16 protein-coding genes and 1 riboswitch are annotated in these 15,330 nt (G+C 76.1%); of the genes, 9 read left to right on the top strand and 7 right to left on the bottom strand.

The features are described from left to right. The first annotated feature begins 51 nt into the window (after positions 1–51). From Ae717Ps2_RS17125 to Ae717Ps2_RS17105, 5 genes are all read left to right on the top strand, one after another. Positions 52–552, top strand: coding sequence for a cobalamin biosynthesis protein (locus Ae717Ps2_RS17125; RefSeq protein ID WP_075307296.1), 501 nt, complete (start codon positions 52–54; stop codon positions 550–552). Beyond that, on the top strand, positions 549–1,769 hold the full coding sequence (gene cobA, locus Ae717Ps2_RS17120) for a uroporphyrinogen-III C-methyltransferase (protein ID WP_075333601.1): 1,221 nt from the start codon (positions 549–551) through the stop codon (positions 1,767–1,769). The genes Ae717Ps2_RS17125 and cobA overlap by 4 nt, the downstream gene beginning before the upstream one ends. A gap of 53 nt (positions 1,770–1,822) precedes the next feature. Beyond that, the gene (locus tag Ae717Ps2_RS17115) at positions 1,823–2,365 is read left to right on the top strand and encodes a MarR family winged helix-turn-helix transcriptional regulator (RefSeq protein WP_226362056.1); all 543 of its coding nucleotides are present in this window, start codon (positions 1,823–1,825) and stop codon (positions 2,363–2,365) included. Continuing rightward, complete coding sequence (locus tag Ae717Ps2_RS17110) at positions 2,362–3,948, top strand: chloride channel protein (RefSeq protein WP_075333600.1); 1,587 nt, start codon at positions 2,362–2,364, stop codon at positions 3,946–3,948. Before Ae717Ps2_RS17115 ends, Ae717Ps2_RS17110 begins: the two co-directional genes overlap by 4 nt. After that, positions 3,945–4,134: riboswitch (cobalamin riboswitch) on the top strand. It overlaps the preceding gene by 4 nt. A gap of 34 nt (positions 4,135–4,168) precedes the next feature. Beyond that, positions 4,169–4,546 (top strand): hypothetical protein, encoded by a 378-nt coding sequence (locus Ae717Ps2_RS17105; RefSeq protein WP_075307290.1) that lies wholly within the window; start codon positions 4,169–4,171, stop codon positions 4,544–4,546. A gap of 21 nt (positions 4,547–4,567) precedes the next feature. Here Ae717Ps2_RS17105 and Ae717Ps2_RS17100 read toward each other — a convergent pair whose 3' ends face one another. The 3 genes from Ae717Ps2_RS17100 to Ae717Ps2_RS17090 all read right to left on the bottom strand — a co-directional run bounded on the left by Ae717Ps2_RS17100 (position 4,568) and on the right by Ae717Ps2_RS17090 (position 7,256). After that, positions 4,568–6,100: a DNA polymerase IV gene (locus Ae717Ps2_RS17100; protein ID WP_075307288.1), complete on the bottom strand. Its 1,533-nt coding sequence runs from the start codon at positions 6,098–6,100 to the stop codon at positions 4,568–4,570. A 7-nt stretch (positions 6,101–6,107) separates the two neighbouring features. After that, the gene (locus Ae717Ps2_RS17095) at positions 6,108–6,815 is read right to left on the bottom strand and encodes a 4'-phosphopantetheinyl transferase superfamily protein (protein WP_233147597.1); all 708 of its coding nucleotides are present in this window, start codon (positions 6,813–6,815) and stop codon (positions 6,108–6,110) included. A 120-nt stretch (positions 6,816–6,935) separates the two neighbouring features. Next, positions 6,936–7,256: a hypothetical protein gene (locus Ae717Ps2_RS17090; RefSeq protein WP_075333599.1), complete on the bottom strand. Its 321-nt coding sequence runs from the start codon at positions 7,254–7,256 to the stop codon at positions 6,936–6,938. Between the two features lie 258 nt (positions 7,257–7,514). Here Ae717Ps2_RS17090 and Ae717Ps2_RS17085 point away from each other — a divergent pair, with 258 nt between their 5' ends. Both Ae717Ps2_RS17085 and Ae717Ps2_RS17080 read left to right on the top strand, forming a co-directional pair. Beyond that, positions 7,515–8,684 (top strand): FAD-binding oxidoreductase, encoded by a 1,170-nt coding sequence (locus Ae717Ps2_RS17085; RefSeq protein ID WP_075307282.1) that lies wholly within the window; start codon positions 7,515–7,517, stop codon positions 8,682–8,684. Positions 8,685–8,718: 34 nt separating this feature from the next. Beyond that, positions 8,719–9,927 (top strand): cytochrome P450, encoded by a 1,209-nt coding sequence (locus Ae717Ps2_RS17080; protein ID WP_075307280.1) that lies wholly within the window; start codon positions 8,719–8,721, stop codon positions 9,925–9,927. A gap of 92 nt (positions 9,928–10,019) precedes the next feature. Here the strand turns inward: Ae717Ps2_RS17080 and Ae717Ps2_RS17075 are convergent, their stop codons facing one another. The 4 genes from Ae717Ps2_RS17075 to Ae717Ps2_RS17060 form a co-directional block, all read right to left on the bottom strand. Continuing rightward, positions 10,020–10,646 carry a 3-oxoacid CoA-transferase subunit B gene (locus Ae717Ps2_RS17075; RefSeq protein WP_020626879.1) on the bottom strand — a complete coding sequence of 209 codons (627 nt, stop codon included), beginning with the start codon at positions 10,644–10,646 and terminating at the stop codon, positions 10,020–10,022. A 2-nt stretch (positions 10,647–10,648) separates the two neighbouring features. Further along, positions 10,649–11,392 carry a CoA transferase subunit A gene (locus tag Ae717Ps2_RS17070; protein ID WP_020626880.1) on the bottom strand — a complete coding sequence of 248 codons (744 nt, stop codon included), beginning with the start codon at positions 11,390–11,392 and terminating at the stop codon, positions 10,649–10,651. A 198-nt stretch (positions 11,393–11,590) separates the two neighbouring features. Then, on the bottom strand, positions 11,591–12,508 hold the full coding sequence (locus Ae717Ps2_RS17065; protein ID WP_075307276.1) for an MOSC domain-containing protein: 918 nt from the start codon (positions 12,506–12,508) through the stop codon (positions 11,591–11,593). Between the two features lie 68 nt (positions 12,509–12,576). Then, positions 12,577–13,365: an HAD hydrolase-like protein gene (locus tag Ae717Ps2_RS17060; protein WP_233147596.1), complete on the bottom strand. Its 789-nt coding sequence runs from the start codon at positions 13,363–13,365 to the stop codon at positions 12,577–12,579. On the opposite strand from Ae717Ps2_RS17060, the gene Ae717Ps2_RS17055 reads away from it, so the two are divergent. Together Ae717Ps2_RS17055 and Ae717Ps2_RS17050 are read left to right on the top strand one after the other, a co-directional pair. Continuing rightward, complete coding sequence (locus Ae717Ps2_RS17055) at positions 13,364–14,515, top strand: lyase family protein (protein ID WP_075307274.1); 1,152 nt, start codon at positions 13,364–13,366, stop codon at positions 14,513–14,515. The two genes, Ae717Ps2_RS17060 and Ae717Ps2_RS17055, sit on opposite strands and share 2 nt — an antisense overlap. Then, the gene (locus Ae717Ps2_RS17050; protein WP_075333598.1) at positions 14,512–15,297 is read left to right on the top strand and encodes an IclR family transcriptional regulator C-terminal domain-containing protein; all 786 of its coding nucleotides are present in this window, start codon (positions 14,512–14,514) and stop codon (positions 15,295–15,297) included. The genes Ae717Ps2_RS17055 and Ae717Ps2_RS17050 overlap by 4 nt, the downstream gene beginning before the upstream one ends. Positions 15,298–15,330: the final 33 nt, after the last annotated feature.

The following is a 15,330-nucleotide window of genomic DNA, read 5'->3' as shown; positions in this document are numbered from 1 at the left end:
ACCGGTCGTGGAGCCGACCGTCCGCGTGCCGAGCGCTCCGCTCCACGACCGGTGATCACGGTCGGGGTGGGGCTGCGCCCCGGAACCCCCGAGGCCGCGGTGCGCGCGCTGCTGGACCGGGTCGCCGCCGAGCACGGGCTGGAGCTCGGCGGCGCCGTCGTCGCCACCCTGGACCGGCGGGTCGCCGAACCCGGTCTGCTGGCGGCCGTCGCACCGCGGGAACCGCACGGATTCGCCGCGGCCGCACTGGCCGTGGTCGGGGTGGCGAGGTCGGATGCCCGGGTCGCCGCGGCCGTCGGGACCCCATCGGTCGCAGAGGCCGCCGCGCTCCTCGCCGCGGGCGACGGAGCCCAGCTGATCGTGGGCAAGACCGCTGGTCAGGGCGTCACGGTCGCCGTGGCCGCCGGAGCGGCGGATGTGGGATTGCCCTCCGGGGGCTCCTGCGACACATGCGGGCCCGGCTATCGTCCGGCGTCGCCGTCGAGCGGGGGCCCGGCGCAGGGACCCGCTGCCACCACCGGGCCTCGGAGTCCGGGAGAGGAACGTCGTTGAACGCGCACCACGAGCAGTACCTGGTCGGGCTGGACCTGGCCGGCCGCCGGGCCGTCGTCGTCGGCGGGGGACAGGTCGCCCAGCGGCGTGTCGCCCGCCTGATCGCGGCGGGAGCGGTCGTCGAGGTCGTCTCGCCCGAGGTCACCCCGGCGGTCGAGGGCATGGCCTCGGCCGGGGAGATCACCTGGACGGCCCGCCGCTGGACCGACGGCGACCTCGCCGGGGCCTGGTACGTGATCGCCGCCACCGACGAGCCGGAGACCAACGCCGCCGTCGTCGCCGAGGCCGAGCGGGACCGGGTGTTCTGCGTCCGCGCCGACGACGGCGACCGGGGCACCGCGGTCACCCCCGCCACCGGCGGCTACGACGGGCTCACCGTCGGTGTGCTGGCCCGGGGCGCGCACCGGCGGTCCGCGGCCGTGCGCACCGCGCTGGTCGAGGCACTGGCCGCCGGCGTCGTCGACGAGTCGGCCGAGCCCCCACAGGCCGGTGTCGCGCTGGTCGGTGGCGGCCCCGGCGACCCGGAGCTGATCACCGTGCGCGGCCGGCGGCTGCTGTCGCGCGCCGAGGTCGTCGTCGCCGACCGGCTCGGCCCGCGCGACATCCTCGACGAGCTGTCCCCCGAGGTCGAGGTCATCGACGCCTCGAAGATCCCCTACGGCCGCGCCATGGCCCAGGGGCGGATCAACGAGCTGCTCGTCTCGCACGCCCGTGCCGGGAAGTTCGTGGTGCGCCTCAAGGGCGGCGACCCGTTCGTCTACGGCCGCGGGTTCGAGGAGGTCCAGGCGTGCGCCGCGGCGGGGGTGCCGGTGACCGTCGTCCCGGGTATCACCAGCGCCTTCGCCGCACCGGCCGTCGCCGGGACGCCGGTGAGCCACCGCGGGGTGGCACACGAGATCGTCGTCGTCTCCGGGCACGTCGCACCGGGTGACCCGCGCAGCCTGACCGACTGGACCGCGCTGGGCCGGATGACCGGCACGATCGTGCTGATGATGGCCGTGGAGCGGCTCGGGAAGTTCGCCGAGGCGCTCATCACCAACGGCCGCCCGGCCGACACCCCGGTGCTGATCGTGCAGGACGGCACCACGCGGATCGAGCGGTCGGTCCGCGCGACGCTGGAGACCGCCGAGCGCGTCGCCGCCGAGCAGGAGATCAGCCCGCCCGCGATCGTCGTGATCGGGCCGGTCGCCGGTCTGCAGGCGCCCGTCGCCCGCTGACCGCGCCGACCTCATTGCACACTGCAACCTTGCAGTGTGCAATCATCGGCGGCGTGACCGACGAGAACGGTGCGACCGACGAGAACGGTGCTGCCGACGAGATCGACGATGTCGTCGACGCGGTGATGACCGCGAGCCGGGCGATGCTCTCCGTGGTGGCCGGGTCCCTGGCCGCCGCGGGGGAGCAGGCCGGCCCGACGGCGGGCGAGGTGACCCTGCCGCAGTACCGCGCGCTGGTCGTGCTGGCCCAGCACGGCACCCGGCGCCCGGCCGACCTGGCCACGGCGCTGACCGTGTCGGCGTCGACGGCGACCCGGATGTGCGACCGGCTGGTGAGCCGCGGCCTCGTCGTGCGCACCCGCACCGGCGACGACCGCCGCGAGGTCGCCCTCGCGCTCAGCCCCGCCGGGCGGACGCTCGTCGACGAGGTCACCCGGCTGCGCCGCGCCGAGATGCACCGGCTGCTCGCGATGCTGCCCGCCGCCGAGCGCACCGCGGTCCGCGACGCACTGCGCCGCTTCGCCGACGCCGCGGGCGAGGTCGGCGAGACCGACTGGGCCGTCGCGCCGGTGCCCGCCGAGGGCGGTGCGCGGTGACCGCGGTCCGCGCGCTGCACCGCGCGCTCGTCGGCACCCGGCCGGGGCTCGTCGGCCTGGCGACGGTCATCGGGATCGGCGCCGGCATCGGGTCGGTGCTGTTCCACGAGCTGATCCTCGGCGTGACCTGGCTGGTCACCGGGCGGGAGGACTTCTCCGACGCCGGCCGGGTCGCCTCGCCGCACCTGCCCGGGCTGGGCGTGTGGTTCCTGCTGATCGCCCCGGTGCTCGGCGGCCTGGTGTACGGCCCGCTGGTCCAGCGGTTCGCCCCGGAGGCGCGCGGGCACGGGGTGCCCGAGGTGATGTTCGCCGTCGCGCGCAGGGGCGGGCGGATCCCGGCCACCGTCGCCGCGGTGAAGGCGCTCGCGTCGGGGATCTGCATCGGGACCGGCGGCTCCGTCGGCCGGGAGGGCCCGATCGTGCAGATCGGCTCCGCGCTCGCCTCGGCGATCGGGCAGTGGCTGCGGGTGCCCGCCACCCGGCTGGTGCTCATGGTCGCCTGCGGTGCCGCGGGCGGGATCTCCGCGACGTTCGACGCCCCGGTCTCCGGGGTGGTGTTCGGCCTGGAGCTGATCCTGCGGTCGTTCAGCGCCGAGGCGTTCGGCGTGCTGGTGATCAGCTCGGTGGTCGCGAACGTCGTCGCCGAGGTGATCGCCGGCGACCGCGCGATCCTGACCCTGCCGCACTTCGACCTGGGCAGCCCCGCCCAGCTGCCGCTCTACGCGCTGCTCGGGCTGCTCGCCGGGCTGCTGGGCTGGGCCTTCGCCCGGATCCTCTACGTCGTCGAGGACGCCTGTGACGCCGTCTGGCGCGGCCCGGAGTGGCTGCGCCCGGCCGTCGGCGGGCTGCTGCTCGGCGCGCTGCTGCTGGCACTGCCCCAGATGTACGGCGTCGGCTACCCCGTGCTGGAGGCCGCGATCGGTGGCCGGTACGCCGTCGGGCTCCTGCTCCTGCTCGTCGTCGGGAAGATCCTCGCGTCCAGCCTCACCATCGGCATCGGCGGGTCCGGCGGTGTGTTCGCGCCGTCGCTGTTCGTCGGTGGCACCGCCGGTACCGCCTTCGGCTACGCCGCCGCGGCCCTGTTCCCGGCGCTGGACCTGCACCCCGGCGCGTTCGGTCTGGTCGGCATGGCGGCGGTGTTCGCGGGGGCGGCGCACGCCCCGATCACCGCGGTGCTCATCGTGTTCGAGCTGACCGGCGACTACGCCCTCATCCTGCCGCTGATGGCCGCCGTCGTCCTGGCCACCGGCCTGTCGAACCTGGTGTCGCGGGACAACATCTACACGCTCAAGCTGCTGCGACGCGGGATCGACCTCGCTGCCGACACCCCGACCGACGAGGCGCTGCGCCGGGTCGTCGTCGCCCAGGTGATGCGTCCCGTCGACGGCACCCCGCCCGGCCCGGAGCTGCCCGCGCTGGACCCGGCCGCCCCGGTGCACGACGTCCTCGGGGTGCTCGCCGCGCACCGGGGAGCCGCGCTGCCCGTGCGGGAGCCGGACGGGCCGCTGCTCGGGACGCTCGCCGAACACGACCTGCTCGACCATCTGCGGGGGGTGTCGGGGCGGGGGACGGTTGACCACTGACCCGGTCGCGTGATGGGCTCCCCGACGACGACGGAACAGGAAGCCGGTGCGAATCCGGCGCGGTCCCGCCACTGTCACCGGGGAGTGCCCTCCCCACACCGGTGCCACCGCCCGCGAGGGTGGGAAGGCCGGGGAGGGCGCGGGGATCCGGGAGCCAGGACACTGCCCGTCGTCGCGGATTCCCACTGGTGAGGGCGCGGACCCTCGAGGAGGACATGCGATGAGCCACGACCTGGTGGTGCTCGGTACCGACCCGTCCGGCGACGGCGCACCCCGCCCGGGTGCCCACGTCGCCGACCTGCTGGCCGACGCCGAGACCGTCTTCGCCTTCCCCCAGGCCGAGTCGACGGCCCTGTTCTACGCCGAGGCGTGGCGGGTCGAGCCGGTCACCCCGCGTGACGCCGTCGCCCGGATCGGGGCCTGGGCCGCCGCCGGACCCGCCGGCGGCGCGGTGCTGCTGGTCGGGGGCGACCCCGCGGCCGACGCCGCGCTCGGTGCGGTCCTCGACGGGTTGGCGCGCACCGTCCCGGCGCTGCGGGCCCGGGTCGCCGAGGGCAGCCGCGTCGCGCCGCCGCACCGCAGCCCGCTGATCGGCTGAGACCGCCGGCGGGCGGCGCGCTCAGGCCCGCCAGCTGCCCAGCGGGTCGGCCCGGGTGAGGTCGGGGTCGGCGGCGTCGAGCGTGCGGGTGCGGCCGGGCCCGGTGTAGGCGGTCTCGAAGCGCACGGTGACCCGCCCGTGCCCGGCGCCCTGGACCCAGCCGTGGCCGTGCTCGGGGTGGGCGACGTCGTCGCCGGCGCGCCAGGGCCGGTCCGGGTCGGGTTCGCGGTCGGGGCGGCCCGGGCGGACGGGGCCGGGCACGTCGCCGGCACCCGTGGTCGCGTCGGCCCCCGCGGTACCGCCGGTCCCCGCAGGACTGTCGGCCCCCGCGGCCGCGCCCGTCCCCGTCCTCGCGTCGGTGTCTGGAGGTGCGTCGGTGTCCGGTGGTGCGTCGAGCACGGCCACCCCCGCCGCGCCGGCCCGGGCGTCGGCCGCGGGCGGGGGGTCCAGGGCCGAGGCCGTCGTCCACCCGTTCTCCGAGGGCACCGCGTCGAACAGGGCCAGCGGCGGCTCGTCGCCGAAGCCGGACACCGACACGCCCAGCAGCCGCACCCCGCCCTCGCCGACCGCGCCCTCGGCCAGCCGGCGCGCCACCGCGACCAGGGTCGCCAGGTCCCGGGTGCCGAACGGGGTCGTCTCCGACCGGGTGTGGGTGGTGAAGTCCCCGGTCCGCGCCTTCACGGTGACGGTGCGGGCGGTCCGACCGTCGGCGACCAGCCGTCGGTGCACGGCGACGCAGATCGACTCCACCGCGGTGTGCACCGCGCTCATCGCGGTCAGGTCGGCGTCGAAGGTCGTCTCCGCGCTGATCTGCTTGGCCGCGCCGCGCGGGGCGACCGGACGGTCGTCGATGCCGCGGGCGAGACGGTGCAGCTCGGACCCGATCGCACTACCCAGCACCCCGGCGACCTCGCGGGCGTCCATCGCGGCGAGCTGCCCGATCGTCTCGATCCCGATCTTCCGCAGCGCCTCGCCGGAGACCGGCCCGATGCCCCACAGTGACCGCACCGGCAGCGGGTCGAGCACGGCCGCCTGCTCGGCGTGGGCGATCACCCGCAGCCCGTCCGGCTTGGCCAGCTCGGAGGCGATCTTCGCGATCTGCTTGCCCGACCCGGCGCCCACCGAGGCGGGCAGCCCGGTGCGGTCGCGCACCGCGCCGCGCAGCCGGGTGCCCCACTCCCGCACCTGGTCGGGGGAGGCGCCCACGAGGTCGGGCGGCTCCACGAACGCCTCGTCCACCGACACCGGCTCCAGCACGGGGGAGAACTCGCCGAGGACGGCCATGACCTCCTCGGACAGCGCCTTGTACAGGGAGAACCGGGGCGGCAGGACCGTCGCGTGCGGGCAGCGCCGCCGCGCCTGGCCCATCGGCATCGCCGAGCGTGCCCCGAACACCCGGGCCTGGTAGCTCGCCCCCGCGACGACGCCGCGAGGTCCCGCGCCGCCGACGAGGACCGGACGGTCGGCCAGGGTGGGCCGGGTGAGCTGCTCGACGGAGGCGAAGAACGCGTCCATGTCGAGGTGCAGCACCCAGCGGTCGGCCGCCGCGGTCACTCCATCATCACCCGTGCATCGTGCCCCGGCGCACCGACAGGATCGCGTCGCCGTCGGCGACGGTGACGGCCGGGGCCACCGGTCCCGCCCCGGCGACGGCGCCCGGGTGGTCGTCGAGGCCGGTGGGGACGTCGGTGACCCACCAGCTCCCGGCGGTGCCGGTCCAGTCCAGCACCCGGGCCGGGCCGTGCGGCGGGGACAGGGTGATCGCGTCCATCGGGCTCGACAGGCCCTCCCCGGTGGCCTTGAGCAGCGCCTCCTTCCGGGTCCAGGTGACCAGGAAGCCGGTCCCGTCGGGCGTCCCGGCGGCGAGCTCGGCGGGGGACAGGGCGTGCCGGGCCAGGCCGTCGAGGCCGGACAGGGGGCGGTGCGCCTCGACGTCGACGCCGACCGGCCCGGTCCCGACCGCGACACCGACCAGCGCGCCGGAGTGGGTGAGGGAGAAGCCGGGGTCGTCGCCGCGCCCGGCCAGGCGGGGCTTGCCGTGCGGCTCCCCGCAGCGGCAGGTCCGGTCGAGGACGAGCTCGGCGGGGTCGGCGTCGAGCCGCTCGGCGAGCACGAGCCGGGCCAGCGCGTGCGCGGCGAGGTAGCGGGCGCGGTCCTCGGGCCGTCGCAGCGCGACGAGCCGTTCGCGTTCGTGGGCGTCCAGCAGCGCGACGAGGTCGGCGCGGGCGCCGGGATCGGCCGGGGCGGCCCACCAGACGGTGACGGTCACGGCGTCCAGCCTCCCACGTCGCACCCCGGTCGGGGCGCGCCGCCGGGAGTGATCACGGACCGGGCACACGAAGGGTCGCCCGTCGGCGTCTCCGGTGCCCGGTCCGTGCTCCCCGTGCGGTCAGCCGCTGCGGCGGGCGGCGAAGTCCGTGCGGACGTGGGCCGGGCGGGCCTGCGGGGCCGGCCCCGCCGTGCGCGGTGCCGCCGGGCCGCCCGGCGCGCCGGACCGGCCGCGCTTGGCCGCACGGCGCTCGGCGCGGTTGGCGGGTGCGGTGGCGGTGGCCCCGCCGGGTGCCGCCCCGCCGGCCGTGCCGGGCCCGGTCGCGCCGGTCAGGGAACCGGGAACCGCGGACGCGTCGGTCGGTCGGGCTGTGCTGTGGGCTGCCCTGTGGGCGGTGCTGTGGGCGGTGCTGTGGGCGGTGGTGTGGCGGGTCGTGGGCATACGACCTCCTCGGAACATCGGGTCGGACTCGGACCGGGTGAGAGGGGCCGGTGACGCGCGGGGACGCCGGAGGGGCCGCGCGAGGGCGGCGACGGTTCCGGGGCCCGGTGAGGACGTCACGGGCCGGCGACGGAGGGCGCGGAGATCGACCGCGCGGGTCGCTCAGAGGAACCGGATCAGCATGGCGGCGACGCTACGACGACGACCCCGACCGGTGCCACCGGTTTTCCCCGGCGCCGCCGCCCTATCGTCGCGGGCATGGGTACGGCGGGCACGGGTACGGCAGGGACGGCGGGCACGGTGACGGCGGACGTGCTGGTGATCGGCGGCGGCATCGCGGGGGTGTCGGTCGCGTGGGAGCTGGCCGCGCACGCCCGGGTCGTGCTGACCGAGGCGGAGGACGACCTGCCGGTCCACTCCACCGCCCGCTCCGCGGCGACCTACATCCCCGGGCACGGCTCCGGCCCGTTCCGCGCGCTGATCGACGCCTCGGGCCCGCGGTTCGCCGCGCTGCCCGCGCTGCTCGGCACGCCACCGCTGCTGAGCCCGCGCCCGGTCCTGCACGTCGCCGACGACGACCTGGCCGCCGACCACCTCGCCACGACGGTGCGCGAGCAGCACGGCGAGCCCGGCGCCCCGGTCGCGCTGGACCCCGAGCAGGCCTGGCGACGCGTGCCGGTGCTGCGCCGGGCCCCGCGTGCGGCCGCGTGGACCGCCGGTGCCTGCGACGTCGACACCGCCGCCCTGCACGACGGCTACCGGCGCGGGCTGCGCGCCCGCGGCGGCACCGTGCTGCGCGGGGCCCGGGTGGCCGCGCTGGAGCGGGACGGCTCCGGCTGGACCGCCACGACGGCCGCCGGGCACCGGGTGCGGGCGGAGACGGTCGTCGACGCGGCCGGCGCCTGGGCCGACGCGGTGGCGGCACTCGCCGGCGTGCCCGGTGCCGGACTGACCCCCTACCGGCGCACGATCGCGGCGTGCCCGGTCGCCGACCCGTCGGTGCTCACCGTCGACGGCGCCGTCCTGCCGATGGTCGTCGACGCCGCCGAGCGCTGGTACCTCAAGGCCGAGGCGGACACGGTGCTCGTCTCCCCGGCCGACGAGACCCAGGCCGAGCCGGGCGACGCCCGTCCCGACGAGCTCGACGTCGCCCTCGCCCTGGACCGGGTGGGCGCGGCGACCACGCTGGGGCTGCGGTCTGTCCGGACCGCGTGGGCGGGGCTGCGGACCTTCGCCCCCGACCGTGCCCCCGTGCTGGGTGCGCGCCCGGAGCACCCCGGCTTCTTCTTCGTCGCTGGGCAGGGCGGGTCGGGCATCGAGTCCGCGCCGGCGCTGGCCGCGCTGGCCGCGTCGGTCGTCCTCGGCCGGCCGTCGCCGGCCGACATCGATCTCGACCCGGCTGCGTGCTCCGTCACACGATTGACGTAAGCGCTCGCTTACCACCGGCTGGCACGATGGACCCATGGCGCTGACCACCACCGGCACCGAGACGCACGACCTGTTCTCGGGCGACTTCTGGACCGACCCGCACCCCGCCTACGCGGCCCTGCGCACCGAGGAGCGGGTGCGGGAGCTCGCACTTCCGGACGGGAAGGTGTGGCTGATCAGCCGGTACGCCGACGTCCGCGCCGCGTTCGTCGACCCGCGGCTGAGCAAGGACTGGCGGTACACGCTGCCCGCCGACCAGCGCGAGGGCCAGCCGGCCGCGCCGATCCCGATGATGATCCTGATGGACCCGCCGGACCACACCCGGCTGCGCAAGCTCGTCGGCCGCTCGTTCACCGTGCGGCGGATGAACGACCTGCAGCCCAGGGTCGAGGAGATCACCCAGGAGCTGCTCGACGCGCTGCCTGCCGAGGGCCCCGTCGACCTCATGCGCCAGTACGCGTTCCTCGTCCCGGTGCTGGTCATCTGCGAGCTGCTGGGCGTGCCCGCCGAGGACCGCGACAAGTTCTCCGCGTGGTCGTCGGTGCTGGTCGACGACTCCCCGCAGGAGGAGAAGTTCGCCGCGATGGGCAGCCTGAACGGCTACCTCGCCGAGCTGATCGAGCGCAAGCGCACCGAGCCCGACGACGCCCTGCTCTCCGGCCTGCTCGCCGTCAGCGACGCCGACGGCGACCGGCTGTCCTCCGAGGAGCTCGTCGCGATGGCGACCCTGTTGCTCATCGCCGGGCACGAGACCACGGTCAACCTGATCGGCAACGGCGTGCTCGCCCTGCTGACCCACCCCGAGCAGCACGCCCGGCTGAAGGCCGACCCGTCGCTGATCAACTCGGCGGTGGAGGAGTTCCTGCGCTTCGAGTCCCCGGTCTCCAACGCCCCGATGCGCTTCGCCAGCGAGGACGTCGAGTACTCCGGGGTGACCATCCCCGCCGGATCGACCGTGATGCTGGGGCTCGCCGCGGCGAACCGGGACCCGGAGTGGCTGGCGGACCCGGATCGCCTCGACATCACCCGGGACTCCTCGTCCGGGGTGTTCTTCGGGCACGGCATCCACTTCTGCCTGGGCGCGCAGCTGGCCCGCACCGAGGGGCGGGTGGCGATCGGCAAGCTCATCGCGCAGCGACCGGACCTGGCGCTGGCCGTCGACCCCTCGGAGCTCGTCTACCGCGAGTCGACGCTGGTCCGGGGCCTGTCCCGGCTGCCGGTCACGCCGGGCGCGCCCGCCTGAGGGACGCGCCGCCGCCGGACGCGACCGAGGGGGCGCGCCCGGCGGGGCCGGCGTGGACCCGGCGGGGCGGCCGTCGGTGCAGCGGGTCGGGGTCAGCGCAGCGGAGCGCCGGTCTTCTCCCGGACCTCGTCGGCGGTGACGCCGGGCGCGGTCTCGACCAGTGCGAGCCCGTCCGGCGTCACGTCGATCACGGCCAGGTCGGTGACGATCTTCGTGACGCAGCCGAGGCCGGTGATCGGCAGCGAGCACCGCTCCACGATCTTGGGGGACCCGTCCTTGGAGACGTGGTCCATCATCACGATCACCGAGCGCGCGCCGTGGACGAGGTCCATCGCGCCGCCCATCCCCTTGATCATCTTGCCGGGGATCGCCCAGTTCGCGAGATCGCCGTTCGCGGCGACCTCCATCCCGCCCAGGACGGCCACGTCGAGCTTCCCGGCCCGGATCTGGCCGAAGCTCTCGGCGGAGCCGAAGAAGGCGGCACCGGCGGCGACGGTGACGGTCTCCTTGCCGGCGTTGATGAGGTCGGGGTCGACCTCGTCGTCGGTGGGGTAGGGGCCGACGCCGAGGATCCCGTTCTCCGAGTGCAGCACGACCGTCCGGCCCTCGGGGATGTGCCCGGGGACCAGGGTCGGCATGCCGATGCCGAGGTTGACGTACGCGCCGTCGGGCAGCTCCGCCGCGACCCGGGCGGCCATCTCGTCACGGTTGAGGGCCATGGTCAACGCACCGTCCTGAACTCGACCGGCTTCTCGACGTCGGGGACGTGCAGCACGCGGTGCACGTGGATGCCGGGGGTGTGGACCTCGTCGGGGTCGATCTCCCCGGGCTCGACCAGGTGCTCGACCTGGGCGATCGTCGTCCGCCCGGCCGCGGCGCAGTCCGGGTTGAAGTTGCGCGCCGCGCGCCGGAACACCAGGTTGCCGTGCCGGTCGCCCTTCCAGGCGTGGACCAGCGCGAAGTCCGGGGTGAGGGCACGCTCGAGGACGTAGGTCACGCCGTCGAACTCGCGGGTCTCCTTCGCCGGGGACTCGACGGCGACCGAGCCGTCGGCCGCGTAGCGCCAGGGCAGCCCGCCCTCGGCGACCAGCGTGCCGACCCCGGCCGGGGTGTAGAACGCCGGGATGCCCGCGCCGCCGGCCCGCAGTCGCTCGGCGAGGGTGCCCTGCGGGGTCAGCTCCAGCTCCAGCTCGCCGGCGAGGTACTGGCGGGCGAACTCCTTGTTGTTGCCGACGTAGGAGCCGATCGTGCGCCGGATGCGCCCGGCGGCGAGCAGGGTGCCCAGGCCGAAGCCGTCGACGCCCAGGTTGTTCGAGATCGTCTCCAGGTCCGTCGCGCCCTGTTCCAGCAGCGCCGCGATCAGCACCGTCGGAACCCCGGACATGCCGAACCCGCCGACCGCGAGCGACGCCCCGTCGCCGATGTCGGCGACCGCCTCCGCGGCGGATGCCACCACCTTGTCCATCACTCACCTCCGTCGCCGACGACGGTACGCGGCGTACGACAGACGCACAAGTGTTCGCTCTGCGAACACTGCCGGAGTGGCGTCCACGCGCCGAGATGCAGCTCAGCGGGGCCCGAGGGTGCCCCGTACCCCGCTGAGCTGCATCTCGACGACCGCCGCCGTCGCGGCGCACCGTCGGTCGGGCGGGCGCGGCGCGGGTCAGGCCGGGGCGGGGGCGGTGTGCGGGTCGCCGACGGCGATCTCCCCGCCCGCGGCGACCTCGGCGTACACGCCCGCGCACGCCCAGACCCCGCCGATCTGCGGGATCTCGATGCGGTTGTGCTTCGCGATCGTGCGCAGGGTGTCCGGGTCGTCGGGCAGGTCGCCCTGGGGGAGCGTCGTCATGACGCACCGCATGGTGGCGAAGGAGAAGGAGACCCGGACCTCCTCGCCGATCGTCGACGTGCTGCCCGGCCAGTCGTTCTCGACGAAGCCGTGGCCGCCGTCGGGGGATGAGTCGGCGCGGAGCACGATGTTCGGCCGGTAGCGCAGCGCGTCGAAGGTCGCCTCCGGCGCGAGCTCGCGGAGCCGGTCGAGGGTGGACTCGGTGAGCACGTGCAGCGACGACAGGTCGAAGAACGTGCCCGGCGCCCCGAACGCGGAGATGTCGAACCGGCTGATGGCCTCGCCGGAGTCCTCGTGCCGGGTCGTCGTGGCGTCGATGAGCGCGCGCGGGGCGAGCTGCTGCGGGGTGAGGCCCTCGATGTCGGGCCACAGCTCCTCGAAGTGGCTGCCCTCCGGCGGGACCGAGACCAGCGACACGTCCCGCCCGAGCGCGGCCGACAGCGCGGTGTCCAGGCCCTCGTCGTCGCTGCGCAGGACCGAGCCGTCCGGGAAGGTGATCTCGACCGGCGGCAGCGGCTCCCCGGGCACCGGCTCGGCGACGAACCGGGCCGCGAAGCCGAGCAGTCCGAGCCAGCGCCTGGGCACCTTGGCGCTGGCGATGCTCCCGGTCTCGGTGTCGAGCACCGCATAGGCGCGGTCGCCCAGCAACCCCCGCCCGCTGACGGTGGCCCGGGTCAGGGACTCACCGAGCATGGACTTGACCGGGTACCGGTACAGCGCGACGACCGTCATGTCCGGTGTATATCGGCCCGTCCGCGTCCCCGGCACGGGTCGGACGGAGGGGGCCGCCCGGCCGGGTCTCAGCTGAGGGACTGCCGGGGGAGGGTCGCCGCGGATGCGCCGTCCCGCCCTGTCGGACCACCCGTTCGGCTCAGCAGGGCGACCCGGAGCTCGTCCGCGGAGTCGTAGACGGTGTCCGCGCCCGCCGCGACCAGCTCACCGGGCTCGGCGTAGCCCCAGCCCGCGCCGACGCAGCGCAGGCCGTGCTCGGCGGCGCCCTCGACGTCGTGCAGCCGGTCGCCGACCATCAACGGCTCGTCGGCACCGGACGGGTGCCCGAGCCGGCGCAGGGCCTCGGCGACCACGGCGCCCTTGGTCGGCCGGTCCGCGGTGCGCGTGTCGCCGACGATCTCGGTGAACAGGTCGGTCCAGCCGTGGTGGGCGATGATCCGCCGGGCCGGCGGCTCGGCCTTGCTGGTGGCCAGGGCCATCGTCACGCCGGCCGCGGACAGCGCGCGCAGCAGCTCCTCGACGCCGGGGTACGGAGTGCAGTCCAGGCAGCCGTCCTCGTCGCCGTAGATCCGCCGGTACACCGGCAGCACCGCGGCGGCGCCCTCCTCGCCGAGGATCGGGGGCAGGCTGCGGTACAGCGGCGGGCCGAGCAGGTGGGTGCCGAGCGCGGACTCGGGGACGTCCAGGCCCACCTCGTCGATGGCGCGGCGCATCGAGCCGAGGATGCCGGGGGCGGAGTCGACGAGGGTGCCGTCGAGGTCGAGCAGGATGTGGGTCAACACGTCGGGCCATTCTGCCTGCCGGGCGACGCGGGCGTCCTCCTCCCCGGCGGTCGCAAGCCGTACGCTCGTACGCATGGCGAACACGTTGCTCGGGCCCCTGTCCGGTACCGACCGGGTCGACGGCCTGCTCGACGACGGCGCGTGGATCGCCGCCCTGCTGGAGGTCGAGCTGGCGCTGTCGGCCGTCGCCGCCGAGCAGGGCGCGGTCGCCGAGCACGACGCCGACGCGGTGGAACGCGCCGTCGCCGCCGTCGCGGGCCTCGACCCGCACACGCTGGCCGCCGAGTCGGTCGAGGGCGGCAACCCGGTCATCCCGCTGGTCAAACGGCTCAAGGCGGCCGCGGCGCGGATCCAGCCCGGCGCCGAGCGGGCGGTGCACCCGGGCGCGACCAGCCAGGACGTCATGGACACCGCGCTGATGCTGCTCACCCGCCGGGCCGGGCACCGCATCGTCACCGACCTCACGGCCTGCGCCGACGCCGCGGCCGCGCTCGCCGCCGCCCACCGCGGCACCCCGTGCGCGGCCCGCACCCTCGGCCAGCAGGCGTTGCCCACCACCTTCGGCCTGGTCGCCGCGACCTGGTGCACCGGGCTGGACCGGGCGCGCACCGGTCTCGACCGGGTGCTCGACGCCCTGCCGGTCTCCTACGGCGGCGCCGCGGGCACCCTCGCGGCCGTCCACCCGCACGGCCCGGCCGTCGCCGACGCACTGGCCGCGCGGCTCGGGCTCGCCCCGCAGGGCGTGCCGTGGCACACCGAACGCAGCCGCGTCGGCGAGCTCGCCGGGGCACTCGGCGTCGCCGCCGGGGCCTGTGCGAAGCCCGCGGGCGACGTGGTGCTGCTGTCCGCCACCGAGCTCGGCGAGGTGTCGGAGTCCGCGCCGGGGGACTCGTCGTCGATGCCGCACAAGCGCAACCCGGCCGCCGCCGTCACCGCCCGTGGCGCCGCGAAGCGCGCCCCCGGCCTGGTCGCGACGCTGCTCGCGGGCGCCGAGCAGGAGTTCCAGCGCGCCGCCGGGGCCTGGCACGCGGAGTGGGAGACGCTCGTCGCGCTGCTGCGGGTCACCGCGGGTGCCGCGGCCCGGCTGCGGGTGAGCCTGGAGGGACTGCAGGTGCACCCCGGGGCGATGGCCCGCAACCTCGCCCTCGCCGCGGGCGCCCAGGGCTCGGGCACCGGGCACGCCGCCGACCTGGTCGACACCGTCCTCGCCGGGCGGCCCGGATGAGCGCCCCGCGCACCGAGCAGGTCCGCTCGCTGGCCCGCGGTCTGGCCGTCATCCGGTCCTTCGACGCGCAGCGCCCGCAGCAGACCCTCGCCGACGTCGCCTGCGCCACCGGGCTCACCCGCGCCGCGGCGCGCCGGTTCCTGCTCACCCTCGCCGAGGAGGGCTACGTCCGCACCGACGGCAGGCTGTTCGCGCTGACCCCGCGGGTGCTGGAGCTCGGCTGGTCCTACCTGTCCGCGATGGGGCTGCCCGAGATCGCCGCCCCGCACCTGGAACGGCTGGTCGCCGCGGTGCGCGAGTCCGCGTCGGTGTCGGTGCTCGACGGCGACCCGCACACCGGCTACGACGTCGTCTACGTCGCCCGCGTCCCCACCTCGCGGATCATGACCGTCACGATCACGATCGGGACCCGCTTCCCCGCCTGGGCGACGTCGATGGGCCGGGTCCTGCTCGCCGCCCTCCCACCCGCCGACCTCGACACCCACCTCGCCGCGCTGGAGCCCGCGGCGCTGACCGCGCACACCGTCTCGACCCCGGAGCAGCTGCGCACCGAGCTGGACCGGGTCCGCGTGGACGGGCACTGCGTCGTCGACCAGGAGCTGGAGGCCGGGCTGCGCTCGGTCGCGGTGCCGGTCCACGACCGCGCGGGGCGGGTCGTCGCGGCCGCGAACGTCTCCACCCACGCCTCCCGCAACGACGCCGACGGCCTGCGCGCGGACATCCTGCCCGAGCTGCGCGCCTGCGCCGCCGCGATCGAGGCGGACCTGCGCGCCGCCGGGTAGCCGGGAACAGACCGCGTCCGCGACGGGTTGGCT

The sequence above is a fragment of the Pseudonocardia sp. Ae717_Ps2 genome (assembly GCF_001932475.1).
Lineage (GTDB): Bacteria > Actinomycetota > Actinomycetes > Mycobacteriales > Pseudonocardiaceae > Pseudonocardia.
The sequence above is the reverse complement of the archived record's forward strand: the minus strand, read 5'-3'. Positions and strand labels throughout refer to the sequence as shown.